The following is a 23544-nucleotide window of genomic DNA, read 5'->3' as shown; positions in this document are numbered from 1 at the left end:
TCCGTGATGCTGATCCTGATCTGCGACGCGTTCGATCCCGGCCTGGCAGCCAAGCTGGCCCGTTTCGGCGAGGTCACCGACGACATGGCGCGGCTCCCCGAGGCCGACGTCGCGTTGATCCGTTCGAAGACCAAGGCCACGCGCGAGTGGCAACAGGGCGCACCCAACCTGAAGCTGATCATCCGCGGCGGCGTGGGCACCGACAACATCGACAAGGTGGCCGCCAAGGAGAACGGCATCCAGGTGAACAACACGCCCAAGGCCAGCGGCATCGCCGTGGCCGAGCTGGCGTTCGCCATGATGATCGCCGTGCCCAACCACATCGTGAAGGCGCACAACACCATGACGGCGGGCGAGTGGGCCAAGAAGGAGCTCAAGCGCACCGAGCTGTGCGGCAAGAAGCTGGGCACCGTGGGCATCGGCAACATCGCCCAGGAGCTGGCCAAGCGCGGCGCGGCCTTCGGCATGGACGTCTGCTTCTTCGACCCCTACGTCGACAGCTGCGGCGGCTACACCAAGGTGGACGACCTCGGCCGGCTCTTCGCCGAGTGCGACTACGTGAGCATGCATCTGCCGCTGACGCCGGAGACCGACGGTCTGGTGAACGGGCAGATCCTCGCCGGCGCCAAGGACGGCATCGTGGTGATCAACACCGGCCGCGGCAAGACCGTCGACGCCGCCGCCATGGTCGCCGCCCTCGAGAGCGGCAAGGTGGCCTGCTACGCCACCGACGTCTGGCCCAGTGATCCGCCGGCCGACGACTATCCCATCCTCAAAGCTCCCAACGTGCTCATGGCCCCGCACATCGGCGCCAGCACCAAGGAGAACCTGCTCCGCATCGGCGAAGAGGTCGAGGCGATCATCGACGCGTTCGTGAAGGAGGCCTAGCCATGGCGCGCATCTTCAACTTCTCGGCCGGTCCGTCCACCCTGCCCCTGCCCGTCCTGGAGCAGGTCCGCGACGAGATGGTCGACTACCACGGTTCGGGCATGTCGCTCATCGAGAGCAGCCACCGCGGTCCCGAGTACAGCGAGGTCCACCAGCAGGCCGGCCAGCTCATGCGCGAGCTGCTGGGCCTGGGCGACGAGTACAAGGTCATGTTCATCCAGGGCGGCGCCACGCTGCAGTTCGGCATGATCGCCATGAACCTGCTGCACGGGGGCAAGAGCGCCGACTACACCCTGACGGGCACGTGGTCGAAGAAGGCCATCGCCGACGCCAAGCTCTACGGCAAGATCAACCTGGTCTTCGACGGCACCGCCGAGAGCTTCATGACGCTGCCCGCGGCGGCCGACGTGAAGGCCACCCCGGGCGTCGAGTTCCTGCACCTGACCAGCAACGAGACCATCGGCGGCGTGCAGTGGCAGGAGTGGCCCGACGTCGACGTGCCCATCGTCTGCGACATGTCGAGCGACTTCCTCAGCCGCAAGCTGCCCGTGGAGAAGTTCGGCATGATCTACGCCGGCGCGCAGAAGAACCTGGGCCCGGCGGGTATGGCCATCGCCATCATGCGCGACGACCTGCTCGCCAAGTGCAACAAGGAGCTGCCGGCGTACCTGCGCTACGACATCCACGCCGAGCAGGACTCACTGTACAACACGCCGCCCGTGTTCCCCATCTACGTCTCCAAGCTGGTGCTCGAGTACCTGAAGGCCAACGGCGGCCTGGACTGGGCCAACGAGCTGGCCGACACGCGTTCGGGCCTGCTCTACGGCATGATGGACCAGCACCCCGAGTTCTATCGCTGCCCGGTGGCCGCCCACTGCCGCAGCAAGATGAACGTGGTCTGGCGCCTGCCCACGGAGGACCTGGAGAAGCAGTTCATCGCCGAGGCCAAGCAGGCCGGCATGAGCGGGCTGAAGGGGCACCGGTCGGTGGGTGGCTGCCGGGCGAGCATCTACAACGCCATGCCGGTCGCGGGGGCCGAGGCCCTGGCCGCGTTCATGGACGAGTTTGCCCGCAAGAACGGCTAAGTCACTGCCTGGAAATATTTTGCACCAAGCCCCGGCCGCCCGGCCGGGGCTTTTTCCCACGGTGGCTATTTGCCGATATTGATTCCTGATACTTTCCTTGAATGGCGCAGGATGACTCAAGATTCCCTGGGCTATGAATCCTGAGCATATCTATGGTAAAATGGTAGCTGATTGTGACGTCGACCGGCGTTCCATCGCGAGCCTGCCGGCCGGAGCGGGGCCACTCGTCGGCCTACCCCTGACCGCTTCGGCCGGTCCGTTGTCCGCCACCGAACCTCTAAGGAGTCGATGATGCTCCCCGCCAAGACCTTCCTGAGGACCGCACTGCTGTTGAGCGTGCTAGCGCTGCTGCTTGCGGCCGTGCCGGCCTGGGCCTTCAACCCCGCCGACAGCTTCAACGATCGCTACGAGGTCCGCCTCGCCAAGTTCTACGACAACTACGCGGACAAGGACTACGCCAGCCTCCAGGCCAGCCAGCAGACCGAGGCCGCGCTGCAGGCCCGTTATGGTGGCACCTGGCACGTCTACGCCTGGAACGCCCAGACCGACACCCCGCGCTGGGTCTACGGGTCGGCGGTACGCAAGGCCGCCAGCATCACCACGGCGAACCAGGTCGCGAGCCTGGCCCGCCAGGTGGTGGCCGAGAACTACGATGTTCTGCGCGCCGATGTGGCCGACCTCGAGGTGGCCGCCACGCCCAACGGCCTGGGCAAGTGGGCGGCGCATCTGCAGCAGTACTGGAACGGTTACGAGGTCTGGCAGGGCAAGGTCCGCGTGGTCTTCCACGAGAACGGCAACCTCATGCTCATGGGTTCGGACTTCCACCAGCACATCGACCTGGACCCGCGGCCGACCCTGACGCCGGGGGCCGCGGCCGACGCCGCGCGGCGGGACCTGCCGTTCCAGCCCGAGCTGGGTGACAGCTATCTCGTCGATCCCGAGTTGCTGGTGCTGCCGGTGCCCATGTCCGAGAGCGACGTCGAGCACCATCTGGTCTACCGGGTGCGCGTGAGCACCGCCCAGCCGCTGGGCGAGTGGATCACCCACGTGGACGCCCACACCGGCGACGTGGTCTGGCGCTACAACAACATCCACTTCGACTTCGAGGGCGATGCCACCCACGACATCCAGCCCGGCACCTATTGCAACCCCAACGAGGTCACCCCGGCGGCGTACCTGAACCTGTCGGTCAGCGGCGCGGGATCCACAACCACCGACACGTTCGGGCAGTGGCTGATCACCGGCGGCGGCGCCACCGGCGCCGTGACCTCTACGCTGCAGGGACCCTACGTCCGCGTCTACAACAACAACGGCACCAGCGCGGCGTTCGCGGGCACGGCCAACGCCGGCGAGCCCTTCACGGTGGCCTGGGACGACGGCAACTCGCGCCAGGACGAGCGCGACGTCTTCGAGGCGGTCAACCGCATCCATACGTTCTTCCAGGTATTCGCGCCCGAGTTCCCTTACACCAACCAGTCGATCACCGCCTACGTCAACCGGACCGACGGCTACTGCCCGGGCAACGCCTGGTGGAACGGCACCATCAACTTCTGCGCCGCCGGCGGCTCCTACGGCAACACCGGCGAGATCCAGCAGGTGGTGGAGCACGAGTTCGGCCACGGCGTGCAGGACGCGATCATGGGCGGCTGGCAGGGCAACGAGGGTCTGGGCGAGGGCAACAGCGACATCCTCGGCAACCTCATCACCCAGGAATCCATCATCGGCCTGGGCTTCTACCTCGGCAACTGCACCAGCGGCATCCGCAACGCGCTGAACACCATGCAGTACCCGCAGGACATGAACGGCAGCGTTCACAACGACGGGCAGATCATCGCGGGCTTCAACTGGGACGCCATGGTGCTCCTGCAGGGCCAGTATGGCCAGGAGCAGGGGACGATCATGTCGGCCGAGCGCTGGCACGTCGGACGGCTGCTCCTGCAGCCGGCGACCCAGCCCGCCCAGGTGCTGGCCACGTTCGTCGCCGACGACGACAACGGCGACCTCGACGACGGCACGCCGCACCACGAGATCTTTGCCGAGGCCGCCGCGAACCACAACTTCGAGGCGCCGGAGATCCTGGTCGGCCTTTTCGTCTACCACGACGGCGCGCCGTACCAGACCACCACGTCGGGCAGTTACGAGGTCAAGTGCACCGCAGCCTCGCTGGGCGGCGGAGAGGTCGATGACGCCAGCTTCGAGATCCACTACGCCATCGACGGCGGCGCCACCGTCAGCATGGCCATGAATGCGGTGGGCGACGAGTTCGTGGCCTCGATCCCGGGCCAGGACTACGGCACCGTGATCGAGTACTACATTTCCGGACGCAACACCCTGGGCGACCTGGGCACCAGCCCGCGCAACGCGCCCGAGGCGCTGCATTACTTCGAGGTCGGCGACGGCTTCGAGGATCAGATGGAGACCGACACCGCCTGGTATGTCGGCGACACCAACGACTCCGCCAGCACCGGCATCTGGGAGCGGGGCGTGCCCTCGGGGACCGACTACAACGGCAACCCGGTGCAGCTGGGCTACGACCACACGCCCGCGCCCGGCGTGGCCTGCTGGGTCACCGGCGCGTCGGGCAGCACCGCCGGCGACAACGACGTCGACGGCGGCGCCACCACGCTGTTCAGCCCGGTCTTTGACCTCACCGGCGGCAGCAACATCCAGATCGGCTACTACCGCTACTACACCAACCACCACGGCAACGCGCCGGACCAGGACTACTGGTCGGTGGACATCTCCAACGACGGCGGCGAGACCTGGACCGCGGTGGAGTACACCAACGACTGGGACGCCACCTGGCAGCCGGTCACCTTCGCGCTCAGCGATTACTTCGCGGTGCCGGGCCTGGTGCAGATGCGCTTCATCGCCGACGACGCCGGCGAGGGGTCGCTCATCGAGGCCATGGTCGACGACTTCACGCTGGTGGGCGAGTTCATCAACCCGCTGGCCGTGGACGACGGTCCCGAGCTGGCGCTGGTGTTCGGCCTGAGCCAGAACCATCCCAACCCCTTCAACCCGAGCACCCAGGTCAAGTTCAGCCTGAACCGTGGCGGTCCGGCCACCCTGCGCGTGTTCGATGCCCGCGGTCGTCTGGTCAAGACCCTGGCCAGCGGCAACCTGCCCGCCGGCGCCCACTCGGTCACCTGGAACGGTGACGACGAGGCGGGTCGCCCGGTGGCCTCCGGCGTCTACTTCTACCGCCTCGAGGCGGACGGCCAGCAGGCCGGACGCCGCATGTTGCTGGTGAAGTAGGCGACGATCGCGCGGATCCTCGGCGGGGCCCCGACCTTCGTGGTCGGGGCCCCGTGTCGTGACTTGACCGCCCCGGAGCGCCATGGCAGTCTCGTGGCCGTCGGCTGCCGCCGTTGGCGGGCCTCGCTCCACCACTCAGCCGGGGGATCGCACCATGAACGAGAACAACCGCACCACGCTCCTCGTCATCTGGGGCGCCTTCCTGGCCGCCACCGTCATCTACGTGGTCGTGGGCTGGCTGATGTGCCGCGACCTCACCGGTCAGCCGCTGCCGCTGGCGGTGGTCGCGGGACTGTCGGCCATGGCCGTCGGGACGATCGCGCTGGGCTACATCCTGCCGCCCCGCCAGCTCGCGAAGCTCACGGGCGACGACCACACCGAGGCGAGCGTCCTGCCGGCGTATCAGACCGCCATGATCATTCGCTGGGCCTGCTTCGAGGCGGTCGCCATCTACGGTCTGGTGCTGACGATCATCGGTTGCCAGATCCTGCCGGTGGTGGTGGGGGCGGTGATCTCGGCGGCGCTGCTGGCCAGCGCGCGGCCCGACCTGACGGGGTTCCTGGCGCAGGGGCGTTACCGCCGGACGCGCTGAGCGGGGGACGGCCGCGGCCGTCCCCCTGAGGCGGTTCAGTCGCGGGCGTCGGAAGCCTTGATCGTATCCAGGCCGTGTCCGCTCGGGCCCTTCTCGGCGCGCTGCAGCATGATGGCGAAGAACAGCGCCAGGAACCCGAGGATGCTGAAGATCCACATGCCGGTGATGTAGCCGTCGGGATTCTGCGCGCTGGCGCCGGACATGTCGTTGGCCTTGCCGATGAGCCAGTTCATCCCCGCCACGCCGACCTGCTGGACCAGGGTCATCACCGAGTAGGCGGTGCCCAGCCGCTTCTCATCGACGATGTAAGCCACCGACGGCCACATGATCGCGGGGATCAGCGAGAAGGCCACGCCCATCATGGCGATGGGCACCCCGAAGGGCAGCAGCTGGTAGCCCAGCAGCAGGTAGACCGGCATGAGCAGGAACGAGCCCAGGATCATCAGGTGCGTGCGCTTGCCGATCTTGTCGGCCAGCAATCCGAACAGCGGGGTGACGACCATGGCCGCCAGCGGCAGCACGCTGTTGGCCTGCCCTGCCGTCTCGCGCGCCATGCCCCAGGCCTCGATGAAGAACTTGATGGCGAAGCTGCGGAACGGGAAGATCGCCGAGTAGAACGTCACGCAGAGCGCCACCACGAACCAGAACGAGCGGCCGAAGTTGAAGAGGTCGCCGAGGGTGAACTTGTCGGTCTCGCCGGCTTCGCCCAGGCCGTACCTGCGCTTGGCGTTGGCCTCGAGCGCGCCGTAGCCCAGGGGCGAGAGCACGCAGAGCGCGCCGAGGACCGCGGCCACCAGCAGCGGCGCCTGCCAGCTCGTGTAGGCGAACTTGGCCCAGGTGGGCGACCAGTCGGCGGCCACCGAGCCGAGCCGGGCGATGGTCAGGTTGATGCCGAAGGCGAAGCTCAGCTCGCGCCCCTTGAACCACTTGGCCAGCGCCGTGGTGATGGCCACGATGAGCGGTTCGGACCCCAGGCCCAGGACGAACCTGGCCACCATCATGATCTTGAAGTCGCTGGTGGTGGCGTTGATCACCGCGGCGACGGTGCAGAGCGCGCCGAAGACGATGGTGGACTTGACCGTGCCGTAGCGGTCGACCGCGATGCCGCCGAGGATCAGCACGATCACCGCGGCGATGCTGTAGATCGAGTAGAGACTGCCGATGTTCTCGTCGGTGAAGCCCAGGTCGGCCTTCAGCATGTCGGCGATGGGCGCGATGCTGTCGTAGACGTAGTAGTTGCCGAACATGGCCAGGCTGATGACGATCAGCACGAGCCAGCGGTAGGCGGGCGACGGGCCCTGGCGTTTCTGGTCCAAGGTGGCGGTGGCCGTCATGGAAGGCTCCCGTAGCTGGGGTCGGTGGCGGCAAGGCGGCCGGCGTGCGGGGCCGGCCAGCGCTCACTATGGGGCATGGGGGTGCCGGGGATCAATGGCCAAGGTCACACGGTGTCCCGGTCACGCCTGGCGCCAGGCGATCCGCCCCCGGAAGATCTCCTTGCCGTCGCTCTCGCGCACCAGCGCGTGGCGCCAGGTGCCCGGTTCGTCAGGATCGGCCTGCCGCCGGCTGAGCAGCGTGTCGGGATACCGGCCCTCGGCCAGGAAATTCAGCTCGAACTCCTTGATCCGGTGCGTCCGCAGCCAGTCGGCGGAGTAGCACTCCACCGCCAGATCCTGGTACCGGGTGTTGGTGACGTGGTCGTTGAGGTCCAGGTCGCTCCAGCGCACGGGGACGGCGACCTCGGCCTCGGCCGCGGTCACCTCGGGGAGCCGCATGGGGTCGCGGTCGAGGGCGCGCTCGTCGGGCAGCCAGGGGGCGGTGCGCCAGCGGTCGGGCAGGACCGGACGGCGGGTGGCGAGGTCGAGGCAGTACCAGCTGGTGCTGCAGCGGGCGACCACCGCGCCGGCCTCGTCGTAGACGCGGAAATCGCGCAGTGCGCTGCGGCGCACGATGTCGCGCGGCCAGGTCTCCACCACGATGCGGTCGCGGAAGCGGGGCAGCCGCTCGACCCGCAGGAGCATCCCGTAGAGCACCCAGGCCTGGTTGGCCCGGCGCAGGTCCTCGAAGCTGGCGCCCATGATCGCGGCGCTGCTCTCGGCGGTCTCCTGCAGGTAGCGGCCCAGGGCGGCGGTGGTCAGACGGTTGCAGGCGTCCACGTCCCAGCTGGCGACGCGGCGCTCCTCGCGGATCAGGGGGCGGGGCTGGCTAGTCATTTTTTCCTCCTGGCCCAATGATGCGTCGCGGGGTATTGACCGGGCAAGTTCGAGATCCGTAACGTCTATCCAGAGGGTTGCCATTCGGTCCCGGGGGTGTGCCGGACGGACAAGACCACGACACCGTTGCTCGCCTCCCGCCAATCATGCTGATCGCTCGGAGACCGCTCGTTTTGACCGAGGGTCGGCAATTCTGGTACAATGGTATCCCCGCTCACACGCGACCCTGGAGGGAGTCCCATGCGCTGCCAACCCCTGATGATCCTGTTGATCCTGTGCGGACTGCTCGCGAGCCTCGCTGTGGCCGGCGACCGCGAGGGCCCGGACCGTCGCCCCATCCTCGCCCGGGGCGGACAGTCGCTCGAACTCGTCGGCGCCACCCCGGACGCCGGCAAGGCTGCCCGCGACACCGTCTACCTGCTCGGCGGGCCCGACCGGTTCGACGGCCGTTTCGAGGACCATAACGGCGTGCCCGACTGGCACGGCTGGACCAGCCGCGACTTCACCTTCGTGCCCGATACGCGCTGGCAGATCTCCGACTTCAACGCCACGGGGTTGAACGGTCACCCGTCGGGCAACCTGGCCATGTGGTGCGGGACCCAATTCGGGGACGACCCGGGCTACGGCAACGACTGGAACGCCTCGCTGGTCTGGACCGGTGACGCTCCGGTGCCCGGCGAACCGGCGACGGTCACGATCGCGGCGTTCCTGAACCACGACGTCGAGCAGGGCTGGGACTTCCTCTACCTGGAGGTCGCCCGCGCGGACGGCTGGGAAGCCCTGGCCAGCTTCGACGGGCGCGGCGAGAACCTCGCCGTGGACGAGACCTGCGTCATTGCGCCGGAGGACTACGCCGAGGGCGGCATCCGCCTGCGCTGGCGCTTCGAGTCCGATGGCGTCGCCAGCGACGAAGACGGAGAAATCGACACCGACGGCGCCTGCCAGATCGACGACATCACCGTCCAGCTCGACGGCGTCACCGCGACCTTCGACGACTTCGAGCCCGGCAGCCCCGTCCACTGGATCGAGGTCCTGCAGCCGGGCGTGGGGGACTTCGCCCAGATCTTCCCCGTCCTGCAGGACGTGGATCCCTGCCACTGGAACAACAGCCCCCAGGTGGCCTTCATCGACGACGGCGTGGTGGTCCCCGGCACCGGCGGCACCATGTGCATCACCTGGTGCTATGGCCAAGGCGGCTACTGCGTGAACTTCACCGGCGGTCTCATGGGGCCCGACTTCACCATGCACAACGGCATCCTCTCGCCGCCGGTGGCCCTGCCGGCGGGGTACGACGGCCTGCAGATGGAATGGAATGTCTGGAGCCATTTCCCCTTCAACGAGCCGACCTGGACCGGCCATTACAGCCAGTGGCGCATCCGCTCCACGGCCAGCGAGGACCCGGCCGACCTGGAGGCCGCCGAGTGGGTCAACCGGGCCTTCATCGCGCTCATTGAGGAGCCGCGTTACCTGCGAAGGATCCAGCGCGTCGAGGATCTCCTGGTGCCGGAGGCCCGCCAGGTCCAGCTCTCGCTCGAGGTCGACCAGCTATTGCTGTGGGGCTGGGACGGTGATCCCACACCCGCGCCGTACTTCGACAACGTGGCCATCAAGGCCTTCGCCATGGGCGGGCCCTCGCTCCGGGCGGTGACCTTCGACCTGGCGCAGGACACCTTCCCCGAACGCGGCGTGCTCGATCGCGAGGTCGCCGCCAACAACCACTGCCGCTTCGACATGGCCCGCAACATCAGTCCGGCCAACCACCTGCGCAACGATCCGGGCGACTCGCTGGTGGTGACGGCGGCGCCGCGCCAGGGCGCCAGCCTCACGGGGCCGCCGCGCATGATCGTCTCCATGCACCCCAACCCGGTCTTCGACGACGTGCGCGTCCTGCCGTCGGGATTCGCCGTCAGTCCCGGCGGTCTGATCAAGGGCACGGTCCTGGGCAGCCAGGGCGGGGGCATGCCGGATGATCGCTACAGCTTCGATCTACCCGACACCGGCTTCTTCTTCCCCGGCGACGAGATCCACTACTTCTTCGAGGCCCACGACGAGCGCGACGGCGCCCTGGGCCTCACGCGTCTGCCCGCCGACACCGCGGGCTTCGACCGCTACCTGGGCAGCCAGATCTACGACACGCCCTTCCCGCCCGAGTTCACGGTACGGGCGCTGCCGTCGATCCGGGACCTCGCGGTTCCCGGCGACCAGCCCGGCGTCCTCCTCTGGTTCGACGGCCAGGACCGCGAGGAGCATTACCAGTGGTACGTCTCCCTGGCCAACAGCGGCCTCGACGATGATGACCACTTCGACACCTACGTCACCCGCGGCGCCGGCGCCGGCGTGGGCAACGGCCTCGGCGGCCGGGCCACCGCCGCCCTGCTCGAGGACTACGAGATCCTGCTCTACACCTGCGACAACCTGGCGGCCTACACCCTGGCCAACGGCGACCCCGCCCACGACCCATCGCAGGATCTGCAGGTGCTGTCGGACTGGTTCACCCTCGGCGGCCGGCGCGCCTTCCTCACCGGCGACAACCTGGTCAGCAGCCTCCTGGACGCTGGTCCGGCCGGACAGGGATTCGTCGACACGTACCTCGGGGTCGACCTCGTCGATCCATGCGTTCGACCGTTCATCGGGGAGCAGACGAACCCGTCCGTGGTCACCGTTCCGGGCAACGGGATCGTCGTCCGCGTCGAGGAGTTCATCGCCCGCGGCGGTTGCCCGGTCCTCAACGCCTTCGATGCCCTGGAGGTGGTCGGGGAGACGCTCCGGATCGCCGAGTACACCGATCCCGGCGGCAACGACGGCGTCTACCCCTATGCGCCCATGACCATGCACCACAATCCCGCCGACGATGCCAAGGTGGTGCTCCTGAACCAGGCCTTCGGCCTGATCGGGTCGCCTCCCGACTGGGAGCCTCCGGCCGGGTACGGCACCCTGAATGCGCGCACGGTGGTGCTCATGGACATCCTCGATTACCTCGACAACCACTGGTACGGCGCCCCCATCGCCGCCCCGGACACCCCGGCCTCGCTCACCGTGAGCGCCGGACCCAACCCCTTCAACCCGCGCACCGTGATCAAGCTGGACCTGACCCGGACCGCCCGGACGCAGGTGAAGATCTACGATCTGCGCGGCGCCCTCGTGCGCACGCTCCATGACGGACCGCTCACGGCAGGTCGCCACGATCTGACCTGGGCGGGCGAGGACCAGCAAGGCCGCCAGGCCGCCTCCGGGATCTACTTCTACGAGGTGAAGACGGCGGATGAGACCCGGCTTGGCAAGCTGACCCTAGTCAAGTAGTCGTCTCTCGTGTGCAGGATAGCCCGGCTGTCAGGATGATCGGTCCCGACAGCCGGGTTTCATGTTGAGGGGTATTGACCGAGCACGTTCGAGATCCGTAACGTATCCCATAAGGGTTGCAAAATGGTCCCGGGGGGTGACTCGCTCCAACCCGACACGCACGCGATCACCTTCCCAACCAGCAACCAGAATTCGCAGCCAGCCGCTTTTTCTCCATCTGGCCAGCGGATTTGATACAATGGAAGCCGCCCCAGCTTCTGCAACACGGAGGGATGTTCCATGCGCTGCCAACCGGTCTACCCAATTCTAGCCCTGATCGGGCTTTTCGCCTCGATCGCCCTGGCCGTCGACACGTCTGCACCGCCCGCCTGCTCCATCCGCCTGCACGACGGTTATCCGGTGGATCTCGTCGGCGGCTCTCCCGCCAGTGGCAAGGCCGCCCGCGACACCGTCTACCTGCTCGGCGGACCCGACCGCTACGACGGTCGCTTCGAGGACGAATTCGGCAACGCGGACTGGCATGGCTGGACCGGGATCGATTTCACGGTCGTGACGCTGGAGCCTGTGTGGAATGTCTCGGATTTCAACGCCGCCGGCCTGAACGGCCACCCGGCCGGGAACCAGGCCATGTGGTGCGGCACCGAATTCGACGGCGACCCCGGCTACGGCAACGACTGGAGCACCGTCCTGAACTGGACCGGCGAACCGCCCGTCCCCGGCGAACCGGTCACCGTCTCGATCACGGCGTTCCTGAACCACGATGTCGAGCAGGGCTGGGACTTCGTGTATCTCCAGGTCGCCCGGGCGGATGGCTGGGAGGACCTCGAGAGCTTCAATGGCACCCGCCAGAACGTGGCGGTCGACCAGACCGTGGTGCTGCAGCCGGTCGACTATGCCGGGGACGGGATCCGCCTGCGCTGGTTCTTCGCGTCCGACAGCGCCTACAGCGACGGGGACGGCCTGCTGGACACCGACGGCGCCTGCCAGATCGACGACATCACCGTGCTGCTCGACGGCGAGCTCGCCACCTTCGACGACTTCGAGCCCGGCAGCCCGGTCTACTGGACCGAGCCGGAGCCCACGAGCGTGGGCAGCTATGCCGCGCTCTACGAGAACCTCATGGACATGGATCCCTGCATCGGCAACCAGTCGTGGCAGGTCGCCTTCGTGGACGATGGCGCGGTGGTCCCCGGCACCGGTGGCACCTGGTGCATCACCTGGTGCTACGGCCCCGGCGGCTACGTGCTCAACCACACGGGTGGCCTCATGGGACCGGATTTCTACCTGCACTGCGGGGTCGTCTCGCCCCCGGTGGCCATCCCGCCCGGCCACGACGGCCTGACCATGGAGTGGGGGGTCTACGTCCACACGGGATTCGGCGCTCCGGACTGGAGCGGGATCACCACCAACTGGGCCATGCGGTCGACGGCCAGCGAGGATCCCGACGACCTCGCGGCTGCGAACTGGGTCAACCGCTCGTTCATCGAGCTGTTCGACACGGGTTACCGGCGCGCGAGCCACCGGTTGGAGGATTTGCTGGAGCCTGACGCCCGCTACCTGCAACTCTCGCTCGAGGCCTGGGAAATCGGCTACAACTGGGGCTTCAACGGGTTCGACGCCACCCCGGCGCCCTACTACGACAACGTGGCCATCAAGATGTTCGCCCTGGATGGACCGACGATGTACGCCGCCAGCATGAATTTGGCCCAGGATACCTTCCCCGAGCGTGGCGAGCTGGCTTACGACGACCTGGCCGCCAACCACTGCCGTTTCGACATGGCGCAGAACATCAGCCCTGAGGACGACCTGCACAACGACCCCGGCGACTCGCTGGTGATCGACGTGACGCCACGCAACGGCGCGGTCCTGGTCGAGCCGCCGCGGATGATCGTGGCCCTGCGGCCCAACCCGCTCTTCGACTTCGCGCGCCAGCTCCCGCCGGGATTCGCCATCGAGCCGGGCGGCCTGGTCACGGGCACCGTGGAGGGCGACAGTTGCCGGACCGCCAACGGCAATCTGATCGTGAATCGCTTCTGGTTCGACCTGCCCGATACTGGCTTCTTCTATCCCGGCGACGAGATCCATTACTTCTTCGAGGCCACCGATGACCGCGCCGGCGAGGTGGGCCTCTCGCGGCTACCGGTCGACACCACCGGCTTCACCCGCTTCACCGGCCGGCGGACCCTGGACACGGTCTACCCGCTCGAGTTCCAGGTGCGCGCGCTGCCCTCGCTCGAATCCGACATCCCCGGCGACCAGCCGCGGACCCTGTTCTGGTTCGACGGCGCCGACGTCGACGAGTATCACAGCTGGTCGCTCGCGCTGGCCCACGGCGGGATGGACGACGACGAGCACTTCGACACCTACTACACCCAGGCGGCCAACGCCGGCGTGGGCAACGGCCTCGGCGGTCGGGCGACGCCGGCGGTGCTCGAGGGCTACGACGTGCTGCTCTACACCTGCGACGATCTTTCCACCTACACCCTGGCCAACGGCGATTTCGCCGAGGATCCGTCGCGCGACCTGCAGGTGCTGACGAGCTGGTTCGAGCTCAACGATAAACGGGCGTTCCTGGTGGGCGACAACCTGGCCAGCAGCCTCGAGAACGCCGGCACGCTCGGCCACGCCTTCAACGACGCTTTCCTGGGCGTCGACGTCATGGCACCCGATGTGAGCCCGTACATCGGCCTCCAGATGAACCCGCTGCTCAAGACCATTCCCGGCAACGGCGTCGTGGTCAGCCTCGATGAGTTCATCGGCGCCGGCGGCTGCCCCAGGCCGCGGACGTTCGACGCTCTCGAGACGGCCGCCGGGACGGTGCGGGTCGCCGAGTACACCGACATCAACGGGCAGGGCGGGATCTTTTCCTACGCGCCCATGACCTACCGCGACATCGCCACGCTGGGCGCCCGGGTGGTGCTGCTCAACCAGGCGCTGTGTGCCATCGAGGCGGCGCCGGGCTACACGGCGCCCATCGGCTATGCGGTACCGGCGCGCTCACTGTTCCTGCGCGATGTCCTCTACATCTTAAACGCCGACGTCGGCCCGCCCATCGCCGCGCCTGAACTGCCGGCCGCGCTGTCGGTGACCGCGGGTCCCAACCCGTTCAACCCGCGCACCGTCATCAAGCTGAACCTGGGTTGGGATGCCGATGCACGGGTCAAGATCTATGACCTGCGCGGCGCGCTGGTCCGCACGCTGCACGACGGGCCGCTCACCGCCGGGGCCCACGAACTGACCTGGGCCGGCGAGGACCAGCAGGGCCGGCAGGCGGCCTCGGGCATCTACTTCTACGAGGTGAAGGCGGCCGGCGAGACCCGGCTCGGCAAGCTGACGTTGGTGAAGTAGTCCGCCGCTCGATCCGACCTCAGCCCGGTTGCCGCGTTCCCCGTGGACTCGGCAGCCGGGCTGATCCATGACCAGGGACAGTCAGGAAACGGTTGCCTGCCGCCCGGTTCCCTGGTTTGCTCCCGGACATGAAACGAGCGATCCTCAGCCTCGTCGCCGCTCTGGTGATGCTGGCCGCCTGCGCGGGCCCGCCGCCGCCAGCCCGCGTACCCGAGACGTTCCCGGCGCCGGCCGACACCATCGTCGTGACCCCGCCGCCACCGCCGCCGGAGCCCTCGCCGGTGGACTCGCTCCTGGCCACCCTCGATCCCCGCGCCCTCGTCGGCCAGATGATCGTGGTCTACCGCGCCGACAACGCGTTCCTGCTGCAGCACGGCTTCGGCGGCGTGCTCCTGTTCAAGTCCATGCTCACCGACGCCGCGGCGCTGCGCCGGGACCTCGACGCGCTGCAGGCCGCCGCGCCCGTGGGCTACCTGGTCTGTCTCGACCAGGAAGGCGGCTCGGTCAGCCGCCTCGACGCGCTGCCCGGCTGGCAAGCCGGCACCCCGGGTGCCGAGACCATGGCCGCCTGGCCCGTGGAGGCGGTGCAGGCCGAGGGCCGCCGGATCGGCCGGTTCCTCGCCGACCTCGGGGTGAACCTCAACCTGGCGCCGGTCCTCGACGGCGCCCTGGCCTGGGACGGCGCCGAGGGCTGGATGGGACGGCGGAACCGCGCCTTCGGATCCACCGATGCCGAGATCCTGCCGCCGGCCATGGCCTACGCCCGCGGTTGCCGCGAGGCAGGCGTGTTCTGTCTGGCCAAGCATTTCCCCGGCTACGACGTGGCCGAGAACAGCGACCTCGAGCCGGCCCACAGCGGTGCCGATCTCCCGGCCATCGAGGCCGGAGCGGCGCGGTTCGCCGCCGCCCGGCCGGTGATCGCGGGCGTGATGATGGCCAGCATCATCTACCCGCCGCTGGGCGAGGAGCCCGCGGTGCTCTCCCCGGCCGCGGTCGGCCTCGCGCGCGCGGCGATTCCCGACGGCCTGATCATGACCGACGACCTCTGGGGCACCGCGCTGCGCGCCTGGCAGCGCCCCGATCTGCACATCCTGCCGGCCACATACCCCGAGGAGGACTGGGCGCAGCTCTGCGCGCGCGCCCTCCGTGCGGGCAACGACCTGCTCCTGGTCACCTATCCCGCCAAGGCGGTGGCCATGCAGGAGGCGCTGGCCCGGCTCGTGGCCGCCGATCCCGAGGCCCGCGCGCTGGCGGAAGCTGCCGTGCGGCGCATCCTCGCCGTGAAGCAGGCGCTGGGGCTGCTGGGCGATTGATCGCCCTTGGGTCCCCGGGCGTTCCTCGTTAACTTGGGTTCGAGGAGGATCGCATGCACGACAAGCCCCGGCCGGACCAGCCCGGCGAACTCGCCGACATCCGCGACAACATCGAGGTCGAGCGCTCGGCCCTGAACATCATGCCCGGCGTGAGCGGCCAGGAGGGCGGCCAGTCCTCCCGCACGCCTGCCGCCCGCCGCCGCGCGCTCGCCACCGACGAATACGTGGCCGGCGTCCTCTCGGGCGACCGGACCCTCCTGGCGCGCGCCATCACCCTGGTCGAGAGCAACGCCCCGGCCCACTTCGAGCAGGCGCAGGAGGTGGTCCAGGCGCTGTTGCCGCATCGCGGCAAGGCCATCCGGGTGGGCATCACCGGGGTCCCCGGCGCCGGCAAGAGCACCTTCATCGAGGCGCTGGGGACGGCGCTCACGGCGCAAGGCCGCAAGGTCGCCGTCACCGCGGTCGACCCCAGCAGCACCGTGACCGGCGGCAGCCTGCTCGGCGACAAGACGCGCATGGAGAAGCTGGGCACCGACCCGGGCGCCTTCGTGCGGCCCTCGCCGTCGGGCGGCACCCTGGGCGGCGTGACCCGCAAGACCCGCGAGACGATCCTGCTCTTCGAGGCCGCGGGCTACGACGTGGTCCTGGTGGAGACCGTGGGCGTGGGGCAGAGCGAGACCGTGGTGCGCCAGATGGTCGACTTCTTCCTGCTCATCCTGATCGCCGGCGGCGGCGACGAGCTGCAGGGGATCAAGAAGGGCGTGATCGAGCTGGCGGACGCCATCCTGATCAACAAGGCCGATGGCGACAACCGGCAGCACGCGGAGCTGGCCCGCGCCGAGTACGAACGCGCGCTGCACTACCTGCGGCCCGCCACCGAGGGCTGGCAGACGCGCGCCCACACCTGCTCGGCGCTCACCGGGGCCGGGGTGCTCGAGATGTGGCATGTGGTGGAGACCTTCATCGACCGTGCCCGCAAGAGCGGAGTCCTCGAGCGCCGCCGGCGAGGCCAGGAACGGCAGTGGGTGCACCAGCTCGTGCGCGAGCAGCTCGAGGAGATGTTCCGCGAGCAGCCTCGGGTCCAGGAGCTCCTGCCGCGGCTCGAGGCCGCCGTCGAGCGCGGTGAGCTGCCGGCCGTGACAGCCGCCCGCCAGCTCCTCGCGGCCTTCACCGGGGACGACGGGCCGCCCGCCGGGGACCAGGGCTAGCCGGCCGGCTGCCGCTGGGCCACCCGCGCCAGGACCTCGGCCAGAGCCTGCTTGCGTACGGGCTTGCTGAGGAAATCATCCATGCCCGCCGCGAGGCAGAGCTGCTGGTCCTCGGCCGTCACGCTCGCAGTCATGGCCACGATGCGTGGTTGGCGTTCGGCGGGTATGGTCGTGCGGATCCGCTGCGTGGCTCCCAGGCCGTCGAGACCGGGCATCTTGCGGTCCATGAGCACCAGGTCGTAGTCCGTCTCCTGCACCATGGCCACCGCGCGCTCGCCGTTCTCGGCGAGGTCGGTCTGCTGACCCAGTCGCGCGAGCATGCCCTGCGCGACGCGCAGGTTGACCTGGTTGTCGTCGACCACCAGGATCCGCAACGGCGGCAGGTCGGCGGGGCCCAGCGGTTCCGGCGCGGGGGGCAACTCGCCCGGCAACGGGCGCGGCTGCAGTTCCTCGGCCCGTGCGTCCACGATCCCGACCTCGATGGTGAAGCGGAAGGTCGAGCCGCGGCCGGGCATGCTCTCCACCAGGATGTCGCCATCCATGAGCTCGACGAGCTGGCGACTGATCGCCAGACCGAGCCCGGTGCCGCCGAAACGGTGGCTGATGGTGCGGTCGCCCTGGGTGAAGGGCTTGAAGAGGCGCGCCTGCACCTCGTGCGGGATGCCGATCCCGGTGTCGCTGACGGCGAAGGCGACCTGCTGACGTCCCTCGGCCCGACACCGGTGATCGACCACCAACCCCACGCTGCCCCGCTCGGTGAACTTGACCGCGTTCGAGAGCAGGTTCACGAGCACCTGACGCAGGCGGAGCTGGTCGCCCTTGACCAGGCGGGGGAGTTCGGGATCCAGCGTGATGTCCAGCACCAGTCCCTTGCCCTTGGCGCTCGGGGCCAGCACGCGCAAGGCCTCGTGGATGCAGAGGTGCAGGTCGAAGCTCTCGCTGATCACCTCGAGCTGGCCCGCTTCGATCTTGGAGAGGTCGAGGATGTCGTTGATCAGGGACAGGAGGCTGTCGCCGCAGCTGGCGATGGTCTCGGCGTGCTGCCGCTGCTGCTGGTCCAGTTCGGTCTCGAGCAGCAGGTTGACCATGCCCAGGACGCCGTTCATGGGCGTGCGGATCTCGTGGCTGACGTTGGCGAGGAAGTCGCTCTTGGCGCGGTTGGCGCGTTCGGCGTCGTCGCGGGCCGTCTCGAGCTCGGCGGTCCGGCGTTGCACCTCGTGCTCGAGGGCGCGGATCCGGAAGCGGTTCAGGCGGGTCACCACCATGGCGATCAGGGCGATTCCCAGCGACAGGGCCAGGCCGCGGGCCCAGAAGGTCTCGTGCCAGAGCGTGGGGATGCTGAACTCGTAGGTGCCGACCTCGCCGGTGCGGCCGCACGCGTCGCGGGCCTGGACCTCGAAGCGGTAGTCGCCGCCGCCGAGGTTGGTGTAGTCCTTGTGGGTCTCGCTGGTCCAGCCCGACCACTGGTCGTTGAAGCCGAGGAGGCGGACGCGGTACTGCTGTAGCTGCGGCGTGTCGAGGCTCGGCGATGCGTACGCCACGCGCACGCCGCTCAGCCGCTGACCGAGGCGACGCGGGACTGCCGTCTCCTGGCCGCCGAACAGCAGCGAGTCCGAGCTGGCGGCGCGCAGGCTGCGCACCAGGCAACGCCAGGTCGGCGTTTCGGGGCCGCGCAGACGCGGGTCCCAGCGGATGAGTCCGTCGGCCTCGCCGGTCCAGACCACTCCGTCGGCGTCGAGATGGATCACCGGGGATTGCAGGCGACCGGCACGCTGCAAGGGTACGTCCTGCCACGCGTAGCCGCCGGTGGGCAGGCGCAGGCCGATGTGGGGGATCGCCCCGCCACGGATCCAGGCACTGCCGTCGCGGCTGCCGGCCAGACCGTGCACGTCGGGGTCGAAGCCAGCGAAGTCCATGCCGAGGGTGGGGTCGGCGACGAAGCGTGGGGCGTGACCTCGCTCCTGCGGACGGAGCAACCGGTTGTCGGGCGTGATCAGGCAGGCGTGGCCGTCGAGGGGGAAGATCCAGGCGTCGCCCTCGCCGAGACCGTCCTCCGGTCCGAAGCACTCGTGCAGGGTCGGGTCCTGATCCCAGCCGTCGGCGAACACGAAGCGGTGCACGCCGTCGAAACCGGTGCTCAGCCAGAGGCTGCCATCGGCATCCAGGGCCATGCCGCGGACGTCGCCCGTGAAGTCGGGGATCCGGCCCAGGTTCTTACGTTCCTCGCCGGACAGGTCGAGCCGCAGGAGGCCCTCGCTCAGGCCAACCAGCACCAGACCCGGTCGGTCGGGATGTTCGTAGAGGCTGTAACCGGCATCGTAGTCCACCAGGGGTTTGCTCTCGAGACCGTCGATGCGCGACACGCCCTCCACGGTTCCGCAGAGCAGGTAGCCCGCGGCCGAGCAGAGCGAGAAGACCTGGGGCGGCAGGCCGGTGACCGGCTCGAAGGCATGGGGCGGCGGGCCCGATTCGTCGAGGCGGAAGACCCCGTAGTTGGTGGCGGCATAGAGCTGGCCGTCGTGGCGCAGGATCTCGGCGAGACCGCCGCTCAACCCGCGACGCTCGTCGAACAAGCTCACCTCGCCATCGACCTCCACCCGGGCGATGCCTTGCGACATGGCGAGCCAGAGGCCGCCGTCGCGATCGAGGCCCAGGCCGAGCACGCGCTCGTCGGGCAGGCCTTCCTGCTTGGTCAGGATGCTGGCGAGCCGGCCGTCGGGCTCGAGCACCACCAGGCCGCCCGAGAGGGTGCCGATGGCCAGCCGACCCGAGGGCAGGACCGTGCCGCAATAAGGCGAATGGGCCGCGAGGTAATCGGCGGCCTCGCTGGCGAAGGGGGCGAGCGTCTCGCCGTCCCACACCTGCAGGGCGCCGGTGTCGAAGTTGCTGGCGAGGAATCGTCCGTCGGACAGGGGCAGCCAGATGGTCTGGGGATCGCGGTTCTCGCCGCCGAATCCGGGTAAGGGAGTCAGGCCGCTGTCAGGGTCCAGGATCTGCAGCCCGACCTCGTAGTCCCAGACGTAGAGGCGCTGACGCTCGAGGAAGGCGAACTGGTGCACGTGCTTGGCCGGCCACCACTGGTAGGTCGTGTCGTCGGCGAAATGGAAGAGCGCCTGTTCGCCCAGGACATAGAGGCCTTCGGCGGTGGGGAACAGGCGCATGACGGTGCCGAGGTCGCGGAGCGAATCGGGGAGCACGTTCTCGAGCGCATGATACGCCAGGCACCCCAGCGAATCGGGTTCCAGCCGGCCGAACGTGTCCTGGCCGCCGACGTGGACCCGGCCCTCCGGGTCGGTGGCCACGGCGTAGGAGGCGTCGCCGGGCAGGTCGATCTTGCGCCAGCGCACGCCGTCGAACTGGAGCAGCCCCATGACGTTGGCCACATACACCAGGCCGTCGGCATCCTGGGCCATGCCCCACGATTGGCTGATGCCGGCGATGTCGGTGGGGGTGAGATCCTGGAGCAGGGGGACGCCGATCCGGGCGTACTCCGGCGCCGGGGCGGCGTGGGCGCCTCCGGCGAGGGCCAGCGTCAGGCAGAACAGGCGGAGCGAGCGCAAGGTGTCGACCTTCCGGTGCGGGACGGATGCAGGACCTCCCAGGATCGACACAAGCTAGCGAAATCTTTAGGCCATTTGGTGGGTCAGCCGCGATGCCGGTCGATCCTATCGTAATACTCGCCATGGATGTACGACCGGATGCTCTCCTTGCGCAGGAACTCGTGGGGAAAGCCCAGCTCGATGGCACTGGCGGCCTCGAGACGCGCCCGGTGCTCGGGTTCCAGGCTCACCGCGAGGCAGTCCAGGTTCTCGGCGAGCTGCGCGGCGGTGCGGGCCCCCACCAGGGGGATGGTGACCGCGGGCGCGTGGGCGCGGACCCAGGCGAGGGCCAGCTGACCCGGCGTGCAGCCGATCTCGCCGGCCATGGTCACGACCTCGCGCGCGATGCGCTCGGCGCGGTCGTCGAGCTGGGCGTCGACACCGGTGCGCCGCGTGTCCACCTCGGCGGCCGTGTGGCGCTCGCCCGCCGTGGATCCGAGGTACTTCCCCGTGAGCTGGCCGCCGCCCAGCGAACCCCAGGTGGTGACCGCCAGGTCGAGGTGCCGGGCCATGGGCAAGAGGTCACGTTCGGGCGTGCGTTCGAGGAGGCTGTACTTGAGCTGCAGGCCGGTGAACGGGGTCCAGCCGCGTTCGCTGGCCAGGGTGTTGGCCTGGGCGACGATCCAGGCGGGCGTGTCGCTGACCGCCACGTAGAGCACCTTGCCCAGGCGGACCTGGTCGTCGAGGGCGCGCATGACCTCGGCGATGGGCGCCAGGCCGTCCCAGGCGTGGACGTAGAGGATGTCGACATACTCGGTGCCGAGGCGCCGCAGGCTGGCCTCCAGCGACTGCACCAGGTTCTTGCGGTGCATGCCGGCGGCGTTGGGATCGTCCGCGCGGGTGGCGAGCGTGTACTTGGTGGCAACCACGTAGCGGTCGCGGTCGGCGGCGATGAACTCGCCCAGATAGGTCTCGCTGGTGCCCCCGGTGTAGAGGTTGGCGGTGTCCAGGAAATTGCCGCCGGCCGTGGCGAAGGCGTCGAAGATGCGCTGGCTCTCGGCGCGGTCGGCGCCGTAGCCCCACTCCTCGCCGAAGGTCATGCAACCGAGGCAGAGTTCCGACACTCTCAGTCCACTGGCCCCGAACAACTTGTAGCGCATGCGATCTTCCCCTAGATTTGCCGGTCAGGGCGCCTCTGCCCATCACCGCGAAAGGACCACGACCATGACCGAGACCGCGCACAGTCTACCCGAGATCCACCTGACCGACACCCTCAGCGGCGACAAGGTGCGGCTGGAGACCCTCGAGCCCGGACAGGTGGGGATCTACTGTTGCGGTCCCACGGTCTACGACATGAGCCACATCGGCCACGCGCGCGCCGCGCTGGCGCCCGACGTGATGGTGCGTTTTCTGCGCCATCAGGGTTATGCGGTGAAGTACGTCCGCAACATCACCGACATCGACGACAAGATCATCGCCCGCGCCCAGGAGGAAGGGGTGGGGGCCACGGAGCTCGCGGCGCGCTATACCGCCGAGTACCACAAGGACCTGGATCTGCTGGGGATGCTGGCGCCCGATGTGGAGCCCCGGGTCAGCGACCACATTCCGGAGATCATCGAGCTGGTCGCGGCGCTGGTGGACAAGGGTCTGGCCTACGCCTCGGGCGGCGACGTCTACTACCGCGTGGGCGAATTCGGGCCCTACGGCTGTCTCAGCGGCCGCAGCCGCGAGGAGATGCTCGAGGGAGCAGGCAGCCGCGTGGAGGTGGACGAGCGCAAGGAGTCGCCCCTGGACTTCGCGCTCTGGAAGGCGGCCAAGCCCGGCGAACCGTTCTGGGAGAGCCCTTGGGGTGCCGGACGGCCCGGCTGGCACATCGAGTGCTCGGCCATGAGCTCGACCCACCTGGGAACGACCTTCGACGTCCACGCCGGCGGGCGCGACCTAATCTTCCCGCACCACGAGAACGAGATCGCCCAGAGCCAGGGCGCCCACGGCGAGGGCACCTTCGCGCGCTACTGGGTCCACAACGGGTTCATCAACTTCGCCGGCGAGAAGATGTCCAAGAGCCTGGGCAACTTCTGGACGATCCGCCAGATCCTCGGGCTCCACACACCCGAGACGCTGCGCTACTTCCTGATGACCGTGCACTATCGCCATGGCCTGAACTTCGAGGTGGAGGCGGTGGGCGAGAGCGCCCGCTTCCCCGGTCTGGAGGAGGCCGACGACCGCGTGGCCTATGTCTACGGCACCCTCGCCGGCGCGCGCGCCCTGTTCGCCGGCGGCAAGGAGGTGGACCTGGACGGCGAGGTCACCGAGGCCGTGGGCGGCATGCTGGCCGCGTTCAACGAGGCCATGCGCAACGACTTCAACACCCCGGCCGCCCTGGGCGTCCTGAGCAAGCCGCTGAACGAGGTCAACGGCCTGCTGGCCTCGGCCAAGGGCGTGGCCAAGGATGTGCGGCGGCGGACCTTGGCCCGCTTCGTCCACGACATGGCGACCGTGGCGGACGTTCTCGGCTGCTTCGGCCAGGATCCGGCGGTCTACCTCGCCGCGCGACGCGACCTGAAGGCCGCGCGGATCGGTCTGGACATCGCGCGGGTGGAGGCTCTGCTCGCCGAGCGCACCGCGGCGCGCCAGGCCAAGGACTGGGCCGAAGCCGACCGGCTGCGCGACGAGCTGGCCACCCTGGGTGTCGGTATCCAGGACGGACCCGAGGGCACGGCCTGGTCGCTCTGATCCTGCCAGAGGGGCGGGGTTCGGCCCCGCTCCTGCTTTTTTGCAAAAGAATCCCTGATCCTGGCCG

At 68.8% G+C, this 23544-nt stretch carries 13 protein-coding genes; 9 read left to right on the top strand and 4 right to left on the bottom strand.

The window, feature by feature from the left end; all coding sequences use genetic code 11:
- Window positions 1-6 precede the first annotated feature (6 nt).
- From IFSED24_RS08035 to IFSED24_RS08020, 4 genes are all read left to right on the top strand, one after another.
- A complete protein-coding gene (locus IFSED24_RS08035; RefSeq protein WP_491334699.1) occupies window positions 7-888 on the top strand; it encodes an NAD(P)-dependent oxidoreductase in 882 nt (293 codons plus the stop codon).
- A gap of 2 nt (window positions 889-890) precedes the next feature.
- Entirely contained in the window at window positions 891-1973 is a 1083-nt protein-coding gene (gene serC / locus IFSED24_RS08030; RefSeq protein ID WP_491334698.1) for a 3-phosphoserine/phosphohydroxythreonine transaminase, read from the top strand.
- 291 nt (window positions 1974-2264) lie between these two features.
- The gene (locus IFSED24_RS08025) at window positions 2265-5231 is read left to right on the top strand and encodes a FlgD immunoglobulin-like domain containing protein (RefSeq protein WP_491334697.1); all 2967 of its coding nucleotides are present in this window, start codon (window positions 2265-2267) and stop codon (window positions 5229-5231) included.
- A gap of 154 nt (window positions 5232-5385) precedes the next feature.
- The gene (locus IFSED24_RS08020) at window positions 5386-5823 is read left to right on the top strand and encodes a hypothetical protein (protein ID WP_491334696.1); all 438 of its coding nucleotides are present in this window, start codon (window positions 5386-5388) and stop codon (window positions 5821-5823) included.
- 35 nt (window positions 5824-5858) lie between these two features.
- Here IFSED24_RS08020 and IFSED24_RS08015 read toward each other — a convergent pair whose 3' ends face one another.
- Together IFSED24_RS08015 and IFSED24_RS08010 are read right to left on the bottom strand one after the other, a co-directional pair.
- Window positions 5859-7157 carry an MFS transporter gene (locus tag IFSED24_RS08015; protein ID WP_491334695.1) on the bottom strand — a complete coding sequence of 433 codons (1299 nt, stop codon included), beginning with the start codon at window positions 7155-7157 and terminating at the stop codon, window positions 5859-5861.
- 120 nt (window positions 7158-7277) lie between these two features.
- Window positions 7278-8033 carry an acyl-[acyl-carrier-protein] thioesterase gene (locus IFSED24_RS08010; RefSeq protein WP_491334694.1) on the bottom strand — a complete coding sequence of 252 codons (756 nt, stop codon included), beginning with the start codon at window positions 8031-8033 and terminating at the stop codon, window positions 7278-7280.
- Between the two features lie 240 nt (window positions 8034-8273).
- Between IFSED24_RS08010 and IFSED24_RS08005 the strand changes: the two genes are divergently transcribed.
- The 4 genes from IFSED24_RS08005 to meaB all read left to right on the top strand — a co-directional run bounded on the left by IFSED24_RS08005 (window position 8274) and on the right by meaB (window position 17202).
- Window positions 8274-11333, top strand: coding sequence for a FlgD immunoglobulin-like domain containing protein (locus tag IFSED24_RS08005; protein ID WP_491334693.1), 3060 nt, complete (start codon window positions 8274-8276; stop codon window positions 11331-11333).
- A 279-nt stretch (window positions 11334-11612) separates the two neighbouring features.
- Complete coding sequence (locus tag IFSED24_RS08000) at window positions 11613-14681, top strand: FlgD immunoglobulin-like domain containing protein (RefSeq protein WP_491334692.1); 3069 nt, start codon at window positions 11613-11615, stop codon at window positions 14679-14681.
- A 128-nt stretch (window positions 14682-14809) separates the two neighbouring features.
- Entirely contained in the window at window positions 14810-15994 is a 1185-nt protein-coding gene (locus tag IFSED24_RS07995; protein WP_491334691.1) for a glycoside hydrolase family 3 N-terminal domain-containing protein, read from the top strand.
- Between the two features lie 140 nt (window positions 15995-16134).
- Window positions 16135-17202, top strand: coding sequence for a methylmalonyl Co-A mutase-associated GTPase MeaB (gene meaB / locus IFSED24_RS07990; RefSeq protein ID WP_491335038.1), 1068 nt, complete (start codon window positions 16135-16137; stop codon window positions 17200-17202).
- Here meaB and IFSED24_RS07985 read toward each other — a convergent pair.
- Together IFSED24_RS07985 and IFSED24_RS07980 are read right to left on the bottom strand one after the other, a co-directional pair.
- Complete coding sequence (locus tag IFSED24_RS07985) at window positions 17199-20762, bottom strand: hybrid sensor histidine kinase/response regulator (protein ID WP_491334690.1); 3564 nt, start codon at window positions 20760-20762, stop codon at window positions 17199-17201. The genes meaB and IFSED24_RS07985 overlap by 4 nt on opposite strands.
- 83 nt (window positions 20763-20845) lie before the next feature.
- Window positions 20846-21901: an aldo/keto reductase gene (locus IFSED24_RS07980; protein WP_491334689.1), complete on the bottom strand. Its 1056-nt coding sequence runs from the start codon at window positions 21899-21901 to the stop codon at window positions 20846-20848.
- Window positions 21902-21965: 64 nt separating this feature from the next.
- On the opposite strand from IFSED24_RS07980, the gene cysS reads away from it, so the two are divergent.
- Window positions 21966-23477 (top strand): cysteine--tRNA ligase, encoded by a 1512-nt coding sequence (gene cysS / locus IFSED24_RS07975; RefSeq protein ID WP_491334688.1) that lies wholly within the window; start codon window positions 21966-21968, stop codon window positions 23475-23477.
- Window positions 23478-23544 lie beyond the last annotated feature (67 nt).

The organism is Candidatus Latescibacter sp. IFSED24 (assembly GCF_058273205.1).
The sequence above is the reverse complement of the archived record's forward strand: the minus strand, read 5'-3'. Positions and strand labels throughout refer to the sequence as shown.

What these genes read in the sequence shown, in the direction of transcription:
- IFSED24_RS08025 (WP_491334697.1), top strand. Translation starts at nt 2,265, where the DNA reads ATGCTCCCCGCCAAGACCTTCCTGAGGACCGCACTGCTGTTGAGCGTG.
- IFSED24_RS07995 (WP_491334691.1), top strand. Translation starts at nt 14,810, where the DNA reads ATGAAACGAGCGATCCTCAGCCTCGTCGCCGCTCTGGTGATGCTGGCC.
- serC (WP_491334698.1), top strand. Translation starts at nt 891, where the DNA reads ATGGCGCGCATCTTCAACTTCTCGGCCGGTCCGTCCACCCTGCCCCTG.
- IFSED24_RS08005 (WP_491334693.1), top strand. Translation starts at nt 8,274, where the DNA reads ATGCGCTGCCAACCCCTGATGATCCTGTTGATCCTGTGCGGACTGCTC.
- IFSED24_RS08000 (WP_491334692.1), top strand. Translation starts at nt 11,613, where the DNA reads ATGCGCTGCCAACCGGTCTACCCAATTCTAGCCCTGATCGGGCTTTTC.
- meaB (WP_491335038.1), top strand. Translation starts at nt 16,135, where the DNA reads ATGCCCGGCGTGAGCGGCCAGGAGGGCGGCCAGTCCTCCCGCACGCCT.
- cysS (WP_491334688.1), top strand. Translation starts at nt 21,966, where the DNA reads ATGACCGAGACCGCGCACAGTCTACCCGAGATCCACCTGACCGACACC.
- IFSED24_RS08020 (WP_491334696.1), top strand. Translation starts at nt 5,386, where the DNA reads ATGAACGAGAACAACCGCACCACGCTCCTCGTCATCTGGGGCGCCTTC.
- IFSED24_RS07980 (WP_491334689.1), bottom strand. Translation starts at nt 21,901, where the DNA reads ATGCGCTACAAGTTGTTCGGGGCCAGTGGACTGAGAGTGTCGGAACTC.
- IFSED24_RS08010 (WP_491334694.1), bottom strand. Translation starts at nt 8,033, where the DNA reads ATGACTAGCCAGCCCCGCCCCCTGATCCGCGAGGAGCGCCGCGTCGCC.
- IFSED24_RS08035 (WP_491334699.1), top strand. Translation starts at nt 7, where the DNA reads ATGCTGATCCTGATCTGCGACGCGTTCGATCCCGGCCTGGCAGCCAAG.
- IFSED24_RS08015 (WP_491334695.1), bottom strand. Translation starts at nt 7,157, where the DNA reads ATGACGGCCACCGCCACCTTGGACCAGAAACGCCAGGGCCCGTCGCCC.